Here is a 15668-nt window from a genome sequence, read left to right on the forward strand (position 1 = left end):
TTGTAATGTGTTATCGATTTACGATTTAATGTCATCAGGATTCCATTTAATAATTGTGCCAGCTTGCGTAAGGCCACCGCCGAAACCATATAATAGTAGATTCTGATCTTGCTTAAGTTTACCGTCCTTAACGGCTAAGTCAATTGCTAGCGGAATGGTTGCTGAAGAAGTGTTACCGTAATTCGTTACGCTCTGCAATAACTTTCCTTCATCAAGGTTCAGTCGTTTACAAATCGCCTGTAGCATACGTAAGTTTGCGCTATGCGGAACAAACCAGTCTATATCAGGCGTTTCAAGGTTTGCCTTTTCTAAAAGTAATTGGAATGATTTAGGCACCCGTGAGACTGCCCACTTATATACTTCTCTGCCGTTTTGAACGATTTTATCTTGAGATTCTATAGGCTTATCGAATATCTCATTTGATAAGTTTGAACAATATAGTGCGCCACCACGCTCACCCTCAGAGTCCATGTAAGATGTGATAAAACTTGGATTCGTTTCGTCTCTTTCTACAAGAAAAGTTGCGGCTGCATCTCCGAATAATATGCATGTTGCTCGGTCGCTATAATCCGTTATTTTAGATAACGTTTCAGATGCAACGACTAAAACCTTACGATTCATACCAGACGTTATCATGGCATTCGCAACTAATAATCCATACGTAAAACCTGCGCATGCAGCATTTAAATCAAATGTCCCGCAGTTTGAAATGCCGAGTCTTGCCTGTAAATGACTTGCGACACTTGGCGTATTAAATTCTGGCGACATTGTACAAACTATAATTAAATCTACGTCAGATAAATCCTTACCGTATCGTGTTTCAAGATTTTTCACGGCTTTAAAGGCGAGGTCAGTTGCATATTCGTTATCTTCAGAAATATGTCGACGCTTAATGCCAGTACGTGATGTAATCCATTCGTCATTTGTTTCAACCATTTGTTCTAAATCATCGTTTGTCAAAATCTTCTCAGGTACGTATGCACCTTGAGCTGTAATACGTGCATATGAATGCATATTTTTCCCCCTATTTTAATGCGTTCTATTTACGCCAAAATGTAGTGCAATTTGCTTTATCTTCAATATTAAAGTCAATCATGTTTTGTAAAAGTGTATAATCAACTTCTTGATCCCATTTAATTTTAATGATGTTATCTGTAAATTCGTAATTGGCCTTTTTTAAATCAGGTGCGAATTTATGAATTGTGACCGTTTCAGGTGCCACAGAAAAATGCTTCTTCGCAAAGCTAAATGCGATAATAAATGTGCCATTATTCGCATACATAGGTTGATTCCATTTAACCTGTTTTTCAAGGTTAGGATATGTTTCGTGTACCCACTCAACGACCTTCATAAAGGTCTCGCGGTGGTCTTTATTTTCAAATTTATCGTATATTTTACTAAACATGTTTAACATCCCTTTTGAATAGATTTTATAATTTAAGGGTATTATAGCACAGTAACTTAAATTAAATACGTAGTTCAGATTAAGTTTGTATTGCACGATGAAATCGCAATTTAAAATTTAAGGAGGCATTGTAATATGGAAAACATTACTGCAATGAAAATTAACAAAGATGTTGAAACAGTATTCCAATCAATTGTTCAGCCAGAACGTATTAAGAACTTCTGGTTCTCAAACAGTTCAGATCTTTGGGAAGAAGGCAAAACAGTAGAGTTAACTTATGAAGAATACGATGCTAAAGTTGAAATTGAAGTTAAAGAAATGATTTATTACGAATACATCAATTACGTTTGGGAAGGTCGCAACGTATTTATGGAATTTAAACAAGATGGCGACGGTACATTATTAACTGTAAGAGAAACTGGTTTCGAAATTGACTCTCCAACAGCCGTTCAAGAAATGATCGGTAATAAAGAAGGTTGGGTTTACATGCTTTCTTGCTTAAAAGCATATTTAGAAGGCGACTTAAACTTAAGAGCTGCATTACGCTAATTTATATCTGTGAGCTTTAGATGGAGCACCTTAATGGGTGTTCCTTTTTTAATGCGAGAGCGAGTGAGTCTTATACATCTTTTTGTATATAGTGAATAATTATGCGTATAATGTAACTCGACTTACTATTCTTCAAAAGTATTTTAGGATTACGTGGGGCTGCCGTTCGATCAGAAATCAATGAGTTTGTTGATAGCTAGTTGGATAGATGTTATTAGTAGGGGTGTTAGGGTGTCTCAACTAAAATGAATTAAAGACAGATTATAGGAGTATTACATGTTATTTATCAAGCATAAGCTACTTTTCCTCTTAGGTATGCTCTTGTTAATCACGTTATTCATATTTAATCAAGCTATTGGTACAACATTAATTAGACCAATCTTATATTTCCTATGCGGTGTAATTATCACAAGATCTCTTGGTTATCATGATAAAAATCATAAATCATAAAAAAACAATTCCCTTTACTAGCATGCTTAGCTCTAATCTCATAAAATTGAGACCTAAGAGCGTCAGCTATTTTGGGAATTGTTTCGTTTAAAGTCTTATAATTATTTGTTTATTAAAGTCTTAAATTATTCTGCTTTTACGTTTAAATCAACGTCTACATTGCCTTTAATTGCTTTTGAGTAAGGGCAGAATTCGTGTGCCATTTTAAGATATTTTTCAGCATCTTCTTGCTCCATATTTTTAACTGTTGCTTCGATACTAACATCTAATTTAGGGCTTTCTGCTTCTTCGTCATCAACAAGTCTAACTGTGATTGAAACTTTAGGTTCAGCGTCTGTAACTTTGTTTTGTTTAAGGATTAAATCGAACGCGCCGTTAAAGCATGATGCATAACCTGCCGCGAATAATTGCTCTGGGTTTGTTTTACTATTATTGTCATCTGATGGTGGTAGAACTTCTAAATCAAGTACTTTATCGTCTGTAGAAACGTGACCTTTACGACCGCCAGTGTTTGTTGCTGTAGTTTCATATTTAACTGCCATGTTTAAAATCCCCTTTCAAAAGAATCTCTATTTCTAATTCAAGCGTAACATTTAATGAATGATGGTTTAATTTTATTGCTTATATGTTTTTAAGACATCAAAACTAATAGTGCTTAATTATATTGTTTCATATATTATTGTTAAAGTTGGTTCTAAATGGCTTTTCAAAAAGGGATTACTTTCGTCCTGAGCGTTTTGTAACGATGTAACCGAACATAAAGCAAATGATAAAAAATGCGATGATTCCCAATCTTTATAGCTCCTTTACAAAATTTAGGTTACTTATTTCTCCTAGAGTTAAGCATCATGAACACAACTGTTATCGTAATAGAAATGATGAGTGCGACTTCGTTAGGGTGAAGTCGGCCGATAGATACTGGTGAGAAATGCATTAAGAGCATCATTATTGCGTAAACTACCAAAAAGAGTAATGCGTACCCTAATAATTTCATGACAGTGCCTCAACTTTCTTATTAATTTGTTTAAGCTGAAAGTGTTGCTTATTCCTAGCTGTTGAACTTTGACTATAGTACTACTGTATCATGGGACAACGTTCATGCAAGTTAACTATAAAGGTTGCCTTAATATAATCATATCAATGAGTTGGTGACCTTCTTCAAATATCGGCTTCTTGTAATTAGTAGTAAAAAAATCTTTTATGGTGTCGTATTCCTCAAAGCCACAACTCTTATAAAAAAGAATGGTAAGCGGGCTATCGCCTGTACCAACGTACATGTAATTACCTTTATTACGATAAATCTTTAAATTTTGTTTAACCAACGTTTTACCAATACCTTGACCTTGGAAGGAAGGGTGGATAGCAATATTTTTAATTTCATAATCATTATTATCCCTCTGGTTAACGATACATACACCCAATGTAAACTTACTGTCATTGGTTAAAGCGTACATATCGCCCTTATGTATGTACTTATCAATCATGTGCTCATCTTCGTCAGCTAAAAGCAATAAATCTAAGTAGTCTTTTTTATTAGTTTGGATGAGGTGCAAGTTCATGTTAAAAACTCATTTCTTAGTATGTTTATTATCATCTTATCTAAAAAAAGACATGACGCAAAGCGCCATGTCTTGTGATGGTTGGAAGTATGTGATTAATTTCTAATTAAATAATCGAAAGCGTTTAGTGCGGCATTCGCACCGGCACCCATAGAAATTATAATCTGTTTGTTAGGTTGATCAGTACAGTCACCTGCTGCAAACACACCTGCTAAGTTTGTAGCACCGTACTTATCGACCTGAATTTCGTTCGCTTCATTAAGCTCAATATTACTATCAAGCCATTCAGTGTTAGGAAGTAGACCGATTTGTACGAAGATACCATCTAGATCTAAGTGATGTGTATCGCCTGATTTGAGGTCTTCGTAAGTTAAACCATCAACTTTACCTTCACCTGTGACTTCAGTAGTTTGAGCATTCGTAATGACTGAAACATTATCTAATTCTTCAATACGTTTTTGAAGAACATCGTCAGCTTTCAGTGCTTCATTACGCTCTAGAATCGTAACATTTTTTACAATTCCTGCCAAGTCGATAGCGGCTTCAACACCAGAATTACCGCCACCTACGACAGCAACATCTTTACCTTCAAATAGTGGGCCATCACAGTGCGGGCAGTATGCCACACCTTTATTTGAAAGTTCATCTTCGCCAGGAACTTGCATTTTACGCCAACGTGCACCAGTCGTGATAATGACAGTTTTACTTGTTAATGTACCGCCATTTTCAAGTTTTACTTTAATGCCTGAATCTTCTTTTTGAATATCAACGACACGTTGTGCGTTCATAATGTCGACATCGTATTCTTTAATGTGGGCTTCAAGATTAGCGGCGAAAGTTGGGCCGTCAGTTTGTTTAACACTAATAAAGTTTTCAATTCCAGCTGTGTCATTAACTTGACCACCCATGCGATCAGCTACGATACCTGTTCTAATACCTTTACGAGCTGCATATACTGCTGCACTTGCACTAGCGGGACCACCGCCAACTACAAGTACGTCGAAAGGTTCTTTTTCGTCGAACTCAGCCGCATCAGGTTGTTCACCTAATTGATTTAAGAAGTCTTCAACAGTCATACGTCCATTGCTGAATTCTTCTCCATTTAAAAAGACAGTAGGTACACCCATGATATTCTCTGCTTCTTCTTTAAAAGCAGCGCCATCAATCATAGTGTGTGTAATGTTTGGATTAACGAGGCTCATTAAGTTTAATGCTTGTACAACGTCCGGGCATTTGTGACAGCTTAAACTTACATACGTTTCGAAATTTAATGGACCTTCTAAAGCTTCGATTTGTTTTAATACAGATTCTTCTTCTTTAGGTTTTCTACCACTAACTTGTAATAATGCAAGAACTAAAGATGTAAACTCATGTCCAAGAGGTACACCGGCAAATGTGATGTCAGTGTCCTCATCTGGACGGTTTACACTAAAGCTTGGTGTGCGTTTAAGTTCTGTTTTTTCAATCTTAATGTGTTCTGACATTTCAGCGATTTCGCTTGTTAATGCGTCAACTTCTTTTGAAATGTCATCTGAACCTAAACTCACTTTTAAGATAACATCGCCTTCTAATAGCTCTAAGTATTGAGCTAATTGGCCTTTAATTTGTTGATTAAGCATTATCTAAAATGCCTCCTTTAAATTTTACCTACTAAATCAAGGCTTGGCTCTAATGTGTCGCCGCCTTCTTCCCATTTAGCTGGGCAAACTTCACCAGGGTTTTTACGTACATATTGAGCAGCTTTGATTTTATGAGTTAATGTGCTAGCGTCACGGCCGATACCTTCAGCATTGATTTCTGCTGCTTGAACAACACCATCTGGGTCAATGATGAATGTACCACGTTGAGCTAAGCCAGCTTCTTCATTTAATACATCGAATAAACGAGTGACTTGTTGTGAAGGGTCACCAATCATAGTGTATTGAATTTTGTTGATAGCGTCTGAATGATCGTGCCAAGCTTTGTGAACGAAGTGTGTATCAGTTGATACAGAGAATACATTAGCACCTAAGCTTTGTAATTCGTCGTATTGGTTTTGAAGATCTTCTAATTCAGTAGGGCATACGAAAGAGAAGTCTGCAGGGTAGAAGCAAACTACGCTCCAATCACCTTTAAGATCTTGTTCTGAAACCTCTTTAAATTCATCATTCTTAGCATCATATGCTTGAGCTGTGAATGCTTCAATTTCTTTACCGATTAATGACATAATCAAATTCCTCCTAAATATTTAAAAATTAACCTTCGATGAATATGTGAGATTAGAATCAACTTATGGTTAGCATTTATAATAACGATTATTTATTTATAATAATTCTAATCTTTCAATTACGATTATACATGATAATAAATATTAGTCAACATCGTTACTCTTTTTTAATTTCAATAGTGTTTAAAATCAAAATAATTGACATAAAATGCAAACGAAAGCCTTTAATAAAGCGTTTTATTGATGTTGTTACAGAGACAAAATATTACTTTAGAAAAATTTTACAATCTCAATTAGAAGTTAATTTTCTCATTTAGATATTCATACAAATACTTATATTTATCAAAAAATGATTCTTTCAAAGCTTTTCAAAATAAAAAAGAATGAAGTGCAATAAGTCTGCACTTCATCCACATCTTAAAGCTTTTTAATTAAGTACATCATAACAAATTGAAGGGGTAGGCGTCCGTATAGCGCGCTTTTAGGAAGTTCAATATCTCCAAGTGGTAACTTCTTACGTGCCATATAAATGTTTGCTGGGAAAACGCTTAGTAGGAACCAGTTCATTAGCTTTTTAAATAATTTTGATGGACGTCCGATGATTAGACGTAATCCTATGATAATTTCGATTACGCCTGTAACCCATACAGCTAACTTACGGAATGGTAAATAAGCAGGTACGACTCTCGTGAAGCCTTCTTCTTTCACAAAATGCATGACGCCAGCCAACGAAAATACACCTGCAAATAATAAACGTAATAAGATACGCATTTTAACGCTTCCTTTCATATATTGATTTACTTTTAGTTTATAAAAGAAAGCGTTAATTATCGATAAAATTGCTTTTACGACTTATTTAGAAAACTTTATCTTTTACGCGTTTTGAACTTGTATAGTAAGGCTTAACTCACTATTGTTTGTTGTCTGTTTGTTGTTCTTCTTCTAATGCTTCTTGTCTCGCTTTTTCTGCACGGCGTTTGTTACGTTTCTTTTCTTCTATAAATGAAGCAATCACAAATGCAACCACTACGAGCGGTGTTCCAATTGCAACAACCATAATCATATTATCACCTTCATTTTTAGTATTAATTGTATTTTAACATTTTTAAGCATTTAACAAAGATAGAATGCTTTGTGAGATGTGTCGTTTTTATAAACGATAGGTTTTAAATCATGATATAAGAAGTTTTTTTATTCATTTGATAGGATAAGTATATATTAAAACGTGTATAGGAGTGTTATTATGTCGAATCATGTTTATGATTTAGCGAAGCGTCATCATTCAGTGCGTAAGTTCAAGAATCATCCATTAGATGACGCAACTATTAAGAAATTAGTCGAAGCGGGCCAAAGTGCCTCTACTTCAAGCTATCTCCAAACGTATTCTATTATTGGTGTTCGTGATCCTAAGATTAAAGAATCTTTAAAAGAGGTTTCAGGACAACCTTACGTAGAGGAGAACGGTTACCTATTCGTATTTGTGCTTGATTATTATCGTCATGCTTTAATTGATGAAAAGAAAGATAGTAATATGAGTTCTGCTTATGAATCAGCAGAAGGCTTACTTGTAGGTGCGATTGATGTTGCGCTTGTATCTGAGAATATGGCTTTATGTGCTGAAGATATGGGCTATGGTATCGTGTACCTTGGTTCTTTAAGAAACGACGTAGACCGCGTACGTGACATTCTTGGATTACCTGAGTATGCCTTTCCATTATTTGGTATGGCTATAGGTGAAATTAGTGAAGATGAGAATGGCACGCCTAAACCTCGTCTACCATTTGAACATGTCTTTCATGAGGATCAATATAATGCCGATAAGGAAAAGCAACTTAGAGAAATTGAAGCTTATGATGAAGCGGTTAAAGACTACTATGAGAAACGTACAAATGGAAAACGTAGTGAGACATGGTCAGATCAAATTTCTGGTTTCATGAGTAGTAAACAACGACCTGATATGATGAAATGGCTTCATGAGACAGGGTTATTAAAACGATAAGATTGAATAACGGGTGCGCGCCGAAGTGGCCGCACCCGTTTATTGATGTGAAACGTATTTTTAAAGGGCTTTTCGATAGGTAGTGAAGGTAAGAACGATTGTAACAATGGTTGCGATTCCAGTTAACACACCGAAAATAACGCTAAGCACGTATGGTGAAGCTATGGCTAAGATAATTGTTAGGAAAAACACTGAAATCAATATTAATCCAAGGTAAATCACTGCAATAATTCTTACTGCGATGTGGTTAAAGCATGCAAGAATGATTGGTGGTAGTAAGAAAATGATTTGTGTACCAATATTTAATGCAACTTCCATAGGCTTATCGAATGAAATGCTATTGTCTGATTTAGGATAACTTGCGAGTGTGAGCGAAGTGGTGATATACAATACAAGTACTAATATACTCCATAATAATCTTGAATTCATATAATGCTCCTTTATCTTAAATGAAATCCAATTATATGATATCGCAATTTATAAAAAATGAATAGGTTTGTTGGGAGTAGAGATATAGGGTATGTAATAATTAAGCCAATTTAATGGGAGGTATTACTGATGAAAGTTATTGTTACAAGTATCTTTGTGGATGATCAAGAGAAAGCAAAGACGTTCTATAGTGAGAAGTTAGGCTTTGAAGTGAAACATGATATTGATATGGGTGGCGGACATAAGTGGTTAACCGTCGTATCTAAAGAACAAGAGAACGGAACTGAAATTGTATTAGAGCCAAATGAACATCCGGCTGCTAAAGACTATCAATCGAGACTATTTGAAGAGGGTATACCGGTAACGATGTTTGGTTCAGATGACTTAAATAAGGAATATGAGGAACTCAAGGCAAATGGTGTAACCTTTACAAAGGAACCGACTCAAGCAGGGGATGTTAAGCTTGCAATCTTTGATGATACGTGCGGAAACTTAATTCAAATTGTAGAACAATAGAAAATCAAGAAAATGTAAATGTTTTTATTACAGAAAAGTGTATAAACTAGTAAACTTGTTTAAATAATTATGATGTTTTTTTACGATTATAGAAGCAAGTTTACTAGTTCTTATTTTACTTAGAATTCTTTTTTGATAATGCAGTGTGAGCGCCCAGTATAGCAAATACTATACCTAAAATTAAATAAATATTGAGTTGAGATTCACCGATGATAATACTAGCTATTCCACCGATTGCTGGAAAACCAGCTACCATAAAACTACTTTCAGACGCCCCAATATTTTTTACTAAGTGTAAATAGAATAACCAAGCGACAAAGGATGCCATAATAGACAAATATAATAATCCGATCCAATATGATACTTTATCAGGAATGATGAAGTTTTGGTTGGTTACTATAGAAATGGTTAATAACAATATTGTAGCCGAAAACATACCAACCATATTAGCTATTACTGGGTCGATATTTTTTTCACTATTATATAAAGAAAAAACATCGCCAATAGAGGTAATTAAAGTGCCTAAAATAGCTAATGTGACACCTAAAATAAAGTCACCACTTACATTATTAAACTCCGGAACAAGTGTCACTACAACACTAAGCATTCCTAAGCTTCCACCAATATATATTTTTTTTGCTATATTTGTTTTAAAAATTATACTTATTAGTATTGGAGTTGTAATAACTTTCATTGAAAAGATGATAGTTACCAAAACTGACGATGATAATATTGTTCCATAATAAAGAAGTAGGTAACTTATGGCGAAATTACATAGACCAAAACCTATAACCGTTAACCAATTTAATTTGGTATTTAAATTCTTTCCTTTTATTATAAATAATATAAGGAATAAAAGGAATGCTATTAAGGATCTATACAACAAAGATATTTCTAAAGATGCGTCAGTCCCTTGAATTTTAACAGCTATAAAATTCAACCCCCAAATTAACATACAAGCCAAATACATTATATAATTCAACTTTTATTCATCCTCGTTATATCTAAAGAATCAAATGTGTCTACTAAAGAATTAACTAGAAAATCTATTTGTTTTATAGTGTGATAGGGCGTAACATTTATTCGAAATCTCTCGGTACCTTTACTTACTGTTGGAAAATTGATTGCTTGGACGTAGATATTATAATTTTTTAACAACATCTGCGCTGCTTCAGTACATTTTTTTGAGTCGCCAATAATTATAGGTAAAATATGTGTGGTACTTTCTTTTAGAGCTATAATACCATTTAAAGATAATTTTTCCCTTAAGTATCTTGTTTTTTCATGTAAAAGCTCTCTTTCTATGGAAGAATTTCTTAGATGTTTAATACTTTCTAGACAACCTGCAACTATAACTGGAGGCAAAGCAGTAGTGAAAATAAACCCTGAAGAAAATGAGCGAATAACATCAATTAAATATTTATCACCTGCAATATATCCTCCTATAATCCCTATGCCTTTAGCCATTGTTGATTGAATGACGTCAATTTCGTGTTGCACATTTAATAAAGATGAGTACCCAGCTCCCTCTTTTCCATACATTCCAATAGCGTGTACTTCATCTAAAAATGTTAGAGCGTTATATTTTTTAGCTAAAGCTACTATTTCTTTAATCGGTGCTACATCGCCATCCATTGAGTATATAGATTCAAATACAATCAATTTAGGGATTTCGTAATCATATTTTTTTAATAAAGCTTCTAAATGACTCAAATCATTATGTTTAAATATTTCTTTATTATTTTTTACACTTCTTAGACCATTTATAATTGATGCATGATTTTTTTCATCAGAGAATACTATCATATTTGGAAATGTTCTTAATAGTCCTTGTAAAGTAGCGTCGTTAGAAGAGTAACCCGTTGGAAATATTAAAGCGGACTCCTTATTATGCCAATCACTAATTTCTTTTTCAAGTAGAGAAAAATATTTATGGGTTCCTCCTATGTTTCTAGATCCTCCTGATCCAGCACCGTATTCTTTTAATACTCTAATCATTGTATTTAATACCTTGTTATTTTGAGACATACCAAGATAATCATTACTACAAAATACAATGATATCATCGTTATTTTCACTCTTTGCTAATGGGTATTTAGTGTTGACTCTATTAATTTGAGTGAAAATTCTATACGTTCCCTCATTTTTTAATTCTTCAATTTTACTCATGAAAATCTGTGTGTACATAGTTATCACCTAATTTCGAATATTATGAATAATAAAATAATTATATGTCTCACGATTGATAATTACAAGTACATATTTACTTTAATAATCATTAAAATGTATATAATTATTAAAGTTTATGTAAATAGACATACTTTAATTGGTAGGTATGAAATAATTTTAAATTTTATTTAAGTTAACTTTGTTTTAGATACTCCATGAAATATTGAATTGATAGTGAAAATGTTTAAAAATAAAACACTCAGTTGAATTTTCAACCAAGTGTTCTAAGTAAAAAACTATCGTATTATGCAATTGCAAACTATTAGTTTAGAATAAAAACTAAACGTTAATATAGATTTGAAGTTCTATTAGGGTGTTTAGAATAAGTTATATTTAAATATCTGTAGCTAGTTCGTCATAGTCCTTAGAGTTGTAAGTGTCTTTATCAAGCTGATTTGTAACTTTCGCTGTACCAGTACCTGCTAACATTGAATCGTTAACGTTTAGGGCTGTACGACCCATGTCGATAAGTGGTTCAACTGAGATAAGTACACCGGCTAATGCGACTGGTAAGTTTAATGCTGATAAAACTAAGATAGAAGCGAATGTGGCACCGCCACCAACACCAGCAACACCGAATGAACTAATGATTACAACACCAATTAGAGTTAAAATGAATTTTAAATCAATTTCAACGCCTGCAACAGGTGCAACCATTACAGCTAACATTGCTGGGTAAATACCCGCACAACCATTTTGTCCAACTGATAGACCAAATGTAGCTGAGAAGTTCGCAATGCCTTCAGGTACACCTAAACGATCAGTTTGCGTTTTAATGTTTAACGGTAATGCTCCGGCACTTGAACGAGATGAGAACGCGAATGTTAATGCTTCAAGTGACTTTTTAATAAAGGTGATTGGGTTTAAACCGAGTAATGTAATGATAACTAAATGAATTAAGTACATTGCGATTAATGCGACATAAGAAGCAAGTACGAACTTACCTAACGTCCAAATAGCTTGGAAATCACTTGTCGCGATTGTATTAGCCATGATAGCTAGGATACCAAATGGTGTTAAGCGTAAAACGAATGTCACGATTGACATTACTAAGCTATAAATCGCTTCGATACCACGTTGTAGTAATTGGCCGTGTTCAGGTTGTTTACGTGCAACTCTTAAGAATGCAAAACCAATAAATAATGCAAAGATAACGACTGCGATAGTTGATGTAGGTCTAGCACCAGTGAAGTCTAGGAAAGGATTCTCTGGTAATAATGCTAAGATTTGTTGAGGTAAGGAGCTTGCAGTCATGTCTTTAGCTTTACCTTCGATTTCAGAGCCGCGAGCGTTTTCAGCTTGACCTAGGTCAATTGTTGAAGCGTCAAGACCAAATAAGATCGCCGTGATGATACCGATGATTGCTGAAACAGCTACCGTACCGATTAGAAAAGTAAATATCCATGCCCCATATTTAGCGAAGCTTTCACCTAGTTTGATTTTAGTAAAAGCAGAGATGATTGAAATAAAGATTAATGGAATAACAATCATCTTAAGTAAAGCGACATAACCGTTCCCCACAACGCTTAGCCACTCTGAAGTTGTAGTAGTGATTTTTGAATCGACACCGTAGAATAGGTGAAGTAAAACACCAAAAAGAATACCCAAACCAAGTGCTATGAAGACACGAGTAGGGAATTTAACATGTTTTTTCGCCATAACTTGAAGACCAACTAGAAGGGCGATAAAAACAAGAATATTAATAATGATGAGAAATAACTGCATAACGTACCTTCTTTCTTTAATTCCGACTTATATTATAAGAATAAACAGGTATACTTAAAATATCAAGGTGAAATTCAAATTTTGTTCAAAAATATCAAAATTTAAAGAAATAGCGAACTTTATAATAAAAAAGCCTCAAAGGAGCGATAAACTCCTTTGAGGCTTAATTAATACAGATGTTACATACCAAATAAACGTTGGAAGAAACCTTTTTTCTCTTGAGGTTTTTCTTCGGCTAATGGTGAAGATTGAGATTGATGTGATTGGCTTGTTTGCTGACTTGATTGTTGGTTGTTGTTAGAAGCAACTTGTTTCTCAGTCGCATGTTCAGTTAGGTTATTGCTGTCAGATTTAACCTCAACTTTAGTTGGGTTAGATTCTGTAGAAGTTGTTGTAGCAGCTTGAACGTTAGATGATGAAGCTGTCTCTGATGTTTGGTTTGAAGGTTTCTGATTTTCTTTAACGTTATCTTCAACGCGTTTAAATGAATCGATTTGAGCTTTCTGCTTAGATTCGATGTTTTTAAATGATTCGTTTTGGTTTTGTTGTTCTTTTTCGATTTTCTTAAGTGCATCCATGTACTCTTTTTGTGAAGATTCAATGTTTTTAAGACTATCCGCATAATCTTTTTGAGAAGTCATAATTTGGTTCATAGTTTCAGAGTAATTATTTTGTGTTGATTCAAGGTTTTTAACTGCTTCCTGATGCGAAGCGCTAGATGTCTCGATCGCTTTTAGTGTCTCAGTATTTTCTTCTAACTTGCTTGTAATTTCACCTTGAACACCTTTAAGTTCATTTTGTTGTTGGTGAATTTGATGGATCATTTGTCCTAATACTTTACGTTCTTCTCTCATGTTACGAATTTCAGTTCGTAATTCTTCAATAAGGTATGTAATTTCGCTTTGCTCTGAAGGTAAGTTAGACGCATCGTCTTTCACGATAACTTGTAAAAAGTCTTTTTCTTTTTCTAACTCTTCAAAAGCTAAATCGTAACTATTTGTTTGCTTAACTTTAGTCGCGATGTCTTGGAATAATTCAATATCTTCTTCTTGGAAGTCTGTCGCTTCTCTACCGCGATATTCTGTTTTGTTTAGACGGTAACCGCGTTCTTCTAGGTGCTGTACAATCTTGCGGACTTGTTTTTCGCTAAGCTCAACTTTTTGAGCAAATTCTTTTGTTAACATATGATAAACCCTTTCATTCTAAGTGTTCTTTAGAGTGACGTTAGTCTACGGCCACTGAAACGTCAGTCTTACCTTGATACAAGTTTACCTTTTTTTAACATTGATTTCAAGCCGATGCGCGCCCTACCCTTATGCCTTACGTAAATCCATTTTGACGAGTAACGGGTAGATTTTTCTACGTGGTATTTTATTCGCGAAGACGTACTTTAGAATATAATTCGATTTCACGCTCGTACCATAAATATCTTTAGTTAGTTCAATGTTTGCTTTTATATATAAGTCCATTGGAATTGGGGGACCATTACCATGCAAGTTAGGCTGGATGTAGTCTAAATGCTTTTGCTTAATGAAGCCATGGCTACGTAAGAATTGCTTTCTAAATTGAATGTCAGGGTCTACTTGTTCTTGATTAGGGTCGCCTTCATGCGTGGACTCAAACATCATAAAGTTAACATCTTTTTGATGAACCTTTTGAGATAATTGGTTAATCGCCTCTTCAACTTCTTCTAAAGTAAGGCTTAAAATACGTTCGCAATCAGGTGATTCCTTTGAAATCAGATAAATTAAGAATGAGGAATTTGTTGTTGCTTCGTAGTGGGCTGTAGCTAAACTAACGACCTTATTATCTTCTAAACCGACTAAGAATACATAATCATCTTTCGTCATATCGTTCTCAAGGGATTGCTCAAAGATCTCAGTCTTCTCTGAGACGTCATGACTGAGCTTACCTTCATATAGTGATAGCGCTTGCGCATAGAGCGGGTCGTTCACTGAATCGATGCATTTAAATTTCATCTCGGACACCTCCATTTTCATAATAGTATACCATAACGTTTACCTACTAAAAAAAGCCGAGGACCATGTCGCTCGGCTCGTATTGCTTAAGTATTATGAGTTAAATTCAGTTTTTTCACCGATTGAAGATGCTTCTTTGATTTCTTTAGTGCTCTCATGCGCTGAATTATTATTAATTTCGTTATGAGCTTCAACGTCTCTCTTAGTGAAAAGTAAAATCTTACCGTCAATAATCGCTTTCTTATATTCGTCAATTTGTTCATCTGTTAATTTAAATTCACTTAATGCAGCGCCTTCTGTATCTTCACCGATTAAGAACTTTGCGAACTTATCACTAAATGTACCGCTAGATACTTTAACGCGGATCTCACTGTTGTTCAGTTTTTCAGATTGTAATGTTTCTTTAGTAATTACTGTGATTTCACTATCTTCAAAACCTTCTTCTTTAACCTTATCGATGGCTCTAAGTAAACTTTCTTCATTATCGTGTTGAGATGCTTTAATCATGTTTACCCCTCCGAATCGTTTTAGTTATTGTTTCTTAAATACCCATAAATCTTGTTATAGAAACGCTTTATCTTCATCTTATATCTTTCTTATACTATAGGCAATTGTTTCACTA

The 15668-nt window shown here is 34.4% G+C and carries 20 protein-coding genes; 4 read left to right on the forward strand and 16 right to left on the reverse strand.

Annotated elements, in window-relative coordinates; translation table 11 throughout:
• Nucleotides 1-18: 18 nt before the first annotated feature.
• Together A33S_RS0108370 and A33S_RS0108375 are read right to left on the reverse strand one after the other, a co-directional pair.
• A complete protein-coding gene (locus A33S_RS0108370) occupies nucleotides 19-1014 on the reverse strand; it encodes a ketoacyl-ACP synthase III (protein WP_009383316.1) in 996 nt (331 codons plus the stop codon).
• Nucleotides 1015-1039: 25 nt separating this feature from the next.
• Nucleotides 1040-1405, reverse strand: a complete 366-nt coding sequence (locus A33S_RS0108375) for an iron chaperone (RefSeq protein ID WP_009383318.1) — start codon at nucleotides 1403-1405, stop codon at nucleotides 1040-1042.
• Between the two features lie 135 nt (nucleotides 1406-1540).
• Here A33S_RS0108375 and A33S_RS0108380 point away from each other — a divergent pair, with 135 nt between their 5' ends.
• On the forward strand, nucleotides 1541-1954 hold the full coding sequence (locus A33S_RS0108380) for an SRPBCC domain-containing protein (protein WP_009383320.1): 414 nt from the start codon (nucleotides 1541-1543) through the stop codon (nucleotides 1952-1954).
• A gap of 276 nt (nucleotides 1955-2230) precedes the next feature.
• On the forward strand, nucleotides 2231-2404 hold the full coding sequence (locus A33S_RS12415; protein WP_009383322.1) for a hypothetical protein: 174 nt from the start codon (nucleotides 2231-2233) through the stop codon (nucleotides 2402-2404).
• A 125-nt stretch (nucleotides 2405-2529) separates the two neighbouring features.
• Here the strand turns inward: A33S_RS12415 and A33S_RS0108390 are convergent, their stop codons facing one another.
• The 7 genes from A33S_RS0108390 to A33S_RS12290 form a co-directional block, all read right to left on the reverse strand.
• Nucleotides 2530-2946, reverse strand: coding sequence for an organic hydroperoxide resistance protein (locus tag A33S_RS0108390; RefSeq protein ID WP_009383324.1), 417 nt, complete (start codon nucleotides 2944-2946; stop codon nucleotides 2530-2532).
• 278 nt (nucleotides 2947-3224) lie between these two features.
• Nucleotides 3225-3398 carry a hypothetical protein gene (locus A33S_RS12285; protein ID WP_156093037.1) on the reverse strand — a complete coding sequence of 58 codons (174 nt, stop codon included), beginning with the start codon at nucleotides 3396-3398 and terminating at the stop codon, nucleotides 3225-3227.
• 115 nt (nucleotides 3399-3513) lie between these two features.
• A complete protein-coding gene (locus A33S_RS0108395) occupies nucleotides 3514-3963 on the reverse strand; it encodes a GNAT family N-acetyltransferase (RefSeq protein WP_009383325.1) in 450 nt (149 codons plus the stop codon).
• 95 nt (nucleotides 3964-4058) lie between these two features.
• Nucleotides 4059-5582 carry an alkyl hydroperoxide reductase subunit F gene (gene ahpF, locus A33S_RS0108405; protein WP_017176740.1) on the reverse strand — a complete coding sequence of 508 codons (1524 nt, stop codon included), beginning with the start codon at nucleotides 5580-5582 and terminating at the stop codon, nucleotides 4059-4061.
• A gap of 17 nt (nucleotides 5583-5599) precedes the next feature.
• Nucleotides 5600-6169 (reverse strand): alkyl hydroperoxide reductase subunit C, encoded by a 570-nt coding sequence (ahpC, locus tag A33S_RS0108410; protein WP_009383327.1) that lies wholly within the window; start codon nucleotides 6167-6169, stop codon nucleotides 5600-5602.
• Between the two features lie 417 nt (nucleotides 6170-6586).
• On the reverse strand, nucleotides 6587-6940 hold the full coding sequence (locus A33S_RS0108415) for a DoxX family protein (protein WP_009383328.1): 354 nt from the start codon (nucleotides 6938-6940) through the stop codon (nucleotides 6587-6589).
• A 139-nt stretch (nucleotides 6941-7079) separates the two neighbouring features.
• Nucleotides 7080-7232 (reverse strand): hypothetical protein, encoded by a 153-nt coding sequence (locus A33S_RS12290; protein ID WP_017176741.1) that lies wholly within the window; start codon nucleotides 7230-7232, stop codon nucleotides 7080-7082.
• Between the two features lie 180 nt (nucleotides 7233-7412).
• Between A33S_RS12290 and A33S_RS0108425 the strand changes: the two genes are divergently transcribed.
• Nucleotides 7413-8168 carry an NADPH-dependent oxidoreductase gene (locus tag A33S_RS0108425; RefSeq protein WP_009383329.1) on the forward strand — a complete coding sequence of 252 codons (756 nt, stop codon included), beginning with the start codon at nucleotides 7413-7415 and terminating at the stop codon, nucleotides 8166-8168.
• Nucleotides 8169-8228: 60 nt separating this feature from the next.
• Here A33S_RS0108425 and A33S_RS0108430 read toward each other — a convergent pair whose 3' ends face one another.
• On the reverse strand, nucleotides 8229-8597 hold the full coding sequence (locus tag A33S_RS0108430) for a hypothetical protein (protein WP_009383330.1): 369 nt from the start codon (nucleotides 8595-8597) through the stop codon (nucleotides 8229-8231).
• A gap of 129 nt (nucleotides 8598-8726) precedes the next feature.
• Between A33S_RS0108430 and A33S_RS0108435 the strand changes: the two genes are divergently transcribed.
• On the forward strand, nucleotides 8727-9113 hold the full coding sequence (locus A33S_RS0108435; protein WP_009383331.1) for a VOC family protein: 387 nt from the start codon (nucleotides 8727-8729) through the stop codon (nucleotides 9111-9113).
• 115 nt (nucleotides 9114-9228) lie between these two features.
• On the opposite strand, the gene A33S_RS0108440 is transcribed toward A33S_RS0108435, so the two are convergent.
• From A33S_RS0108440 to A33S_RS0108465, 6 genes are all read right to left on the reverse strand, one after another.
• On the reverse strand, nucleotides 9229-10095 hold the full coding sequence (locus A33S_RS0108440) for a DMT family transporter (protein ID WP_009383332.1): 867 nt from the start codon (nucleotides 10093-10095) through the stop codon (nucleotides 9229-9231).
• Complete coding sequence (hemA, locus tag A33S_RS0108445) at nucleotides 10092-11300, reverse strand: 5-aminolevulinate synthase (protein ID WP_017176742.1); 1209 nt, start codon at nucleotides 11298-11300, stop codon at nucleotides 10092-10094. The genes A33S_RS0108440 and hemA overlap by 4 nt, the downstream gene beginning before the upstream one ends.
• Before the next feature lie 375 nt (nucleotides 11301-11675).
• A complete protein-coding gene (locus tag A33S_RS0108450) occupies nucleotides 11676-13067 on the reverse strand; it encodes an L-cystine transporter (RefSeq protein ID WP_009383336.1) in 1392 nt (463 codons plus the stop codon).
• Nucleotides 13068-13246: 179 nt separating this feature from the next.
• Nucleotides 13247-14251, reverse strand: a complete 1005-nt coding sequence (locus A33S_RS0108455) for a hypothetical protein (RefSeq protein ID WP_009383337.1) — start codon at nucleotides 14249-14251, stop codon at nucleotides 13247-13249.
• Between the two features lie 129 nt (nucleotides 14252-14380).
• Complete coding sequence (locus tag A33S_RS0108460; RefSeq protein ID WP_009383338.1) at nucleotides 14381-15046, reverse strand: hypothetical protein; 666 nt, start codon at nucleotides 15044-15046, stop codon at nucleotides 14381-14383.
• A 93-nt stretch (nucleotides 15047-15139) separates the two neighbouring features.
• Nucleotides 15140-15553, reverse strand: coding sequence for a general stress protein (locus tag A33S_RS0108465; RefSeq protein WP_009383339.1), 414 nt, complete (start codon nucleotides 15551-15553; stop codon nucleotides 15140-15142).
• Nucleotides 15554-15668: the final 115 nt, after the last annotated feature.

This window comes from Staphylococcus massiliensis CCUG 55927 (genome assembly GCF_000298075.1).
Classification (GTDB): Bacteria; Bacillota; Bacilli; order Staphylococcales; family Staphylococcaceae; genus Staphylococcus; species Staphylococcus massiliensis.

Coding starts and splice junctions, on each gene's coding strand:
- A33S_RS0108370 (WP_009383316.1), bottom strand. CDS start 1,014: ATGCATTCATATGCACGTATTACAGCTCAAGGTGCATACGTACCTGAG.
- A33S_RS0108395 (WP_009383325.1), bottom strand. CDS start 3,963: ATGAACTTGCACCTCATCCAAACTAATAAAAAAGACTACTTAGATTTA.
- hemA (WP_017176742.1), bottom strand. CDS start 11,300: ATGTACACACAGATTTTCATGAGTAAAATTGAAGAATTAAAAAATGAG.
- A33S_RS0108380 (WP_009383320.1), top strand. CDS start 1,541: ATGGAAAACATTACTGCAATGAAAATTAACAAAGATGTTGAAACAGTA.
- A33S_RS12290 (WP_017176741.1), bottom strand. CDS start 7,232: ATGATTATGGTTGTTGCAATTGGAACACCGCTCGTAGTGGTTGCATTT.
- ahpF (WP_017176740.1), bottom strand. CDS start 5,582: ATGCTTAATCAACAAATTAAAGGCCAATTAGCTCAATACTTAGAGCTA.
- A33S_RS0108465 (WP_009383339.1), bottom strand. CDS start 15,553: ATGATTAAAGCATCTCAACACGATAATGAAGAAAGTTTACTTAGAGCC.
- ahpC (WP_009383327.1), bottom strand. CDS start 6,169: ATGTCATTAATCGGTAAAGAAATTGAAGCATTCACAGCTCAAGCATAT.
- A33S_RS0108450 (WP_009383336.1), bottom strand. CDS start 13,067: ATGCAGTTATTTCTCATCATTATTAATATTCTTGTTTTTATCGCCCTT.
- A33S_RS0108375 (WP_009383318.1), bottom strand. CDS start 1,405: ATGTTTAGTAAAATATACGATAAATTTGAAAATAAAGACCACCGCGAG.
- A33S_RS12415 (WP_009383322.1), top strand. CDS start 2,231: ATGTTATTTATCAAGCATAAGCTACTTTTCCTCTTAGGTATGCTCTTG.
- A33S_RS0108425 (WP_009383329.1), top strand. CDS start 7,413: ATGTCGAATCATGTTTATGATTTAGCGAAGCGTCATCATTCAGTGCGT.
- A33S_RS0108455 (WP_009383337.1), bottom strand. CDS start 14,251: ATGTTAACAAAAGAATTTGCTCAAAAAGTTGAGCTTAGCGAAAAACAA.
- A33S_RS12285 (WP_156093037.1), bottom strand. CDS start 3,398: ATGAAATTATTAGGGTACGCATTACTCTTTTTGGTAGTTTACGCAATA.
- A33S_RS0108390 (WP_009383324.1), bottom strand. CDS start 2,946: ATGGCAGTTAAATATGAAACTACAGCAACAAACACTGGCGGTCGTAAA.
- A33S_RS0108430 (WP_009383330.1), bottom strand. CDS start 8,597: ATGAATTCAAGATTATTATGGAGTATATTAGTACTTGTATTGTATATC.
- A33S_RS0108460 (WP_009383338.1), bottom strand. CDS start 15,046: ATGAAATTTAAATGCATCGATTCAGTGAACGACCCGCTCTATGCGCAA.
- A33S_RS0108435 (WP_009383331.1), top strand. CDS start 8,727: ATGAAAGTTATTGTTACAAGTATCTTTGTGGATGATCAAGAGAAAGCA.
- A33S_RS0108415 (WP_009383328.1), bottom strand. CDS start 6,940: ATGCGTATCTTATTACGTTTATTATTTGCAGGTGTATTTTCGTTGGCT.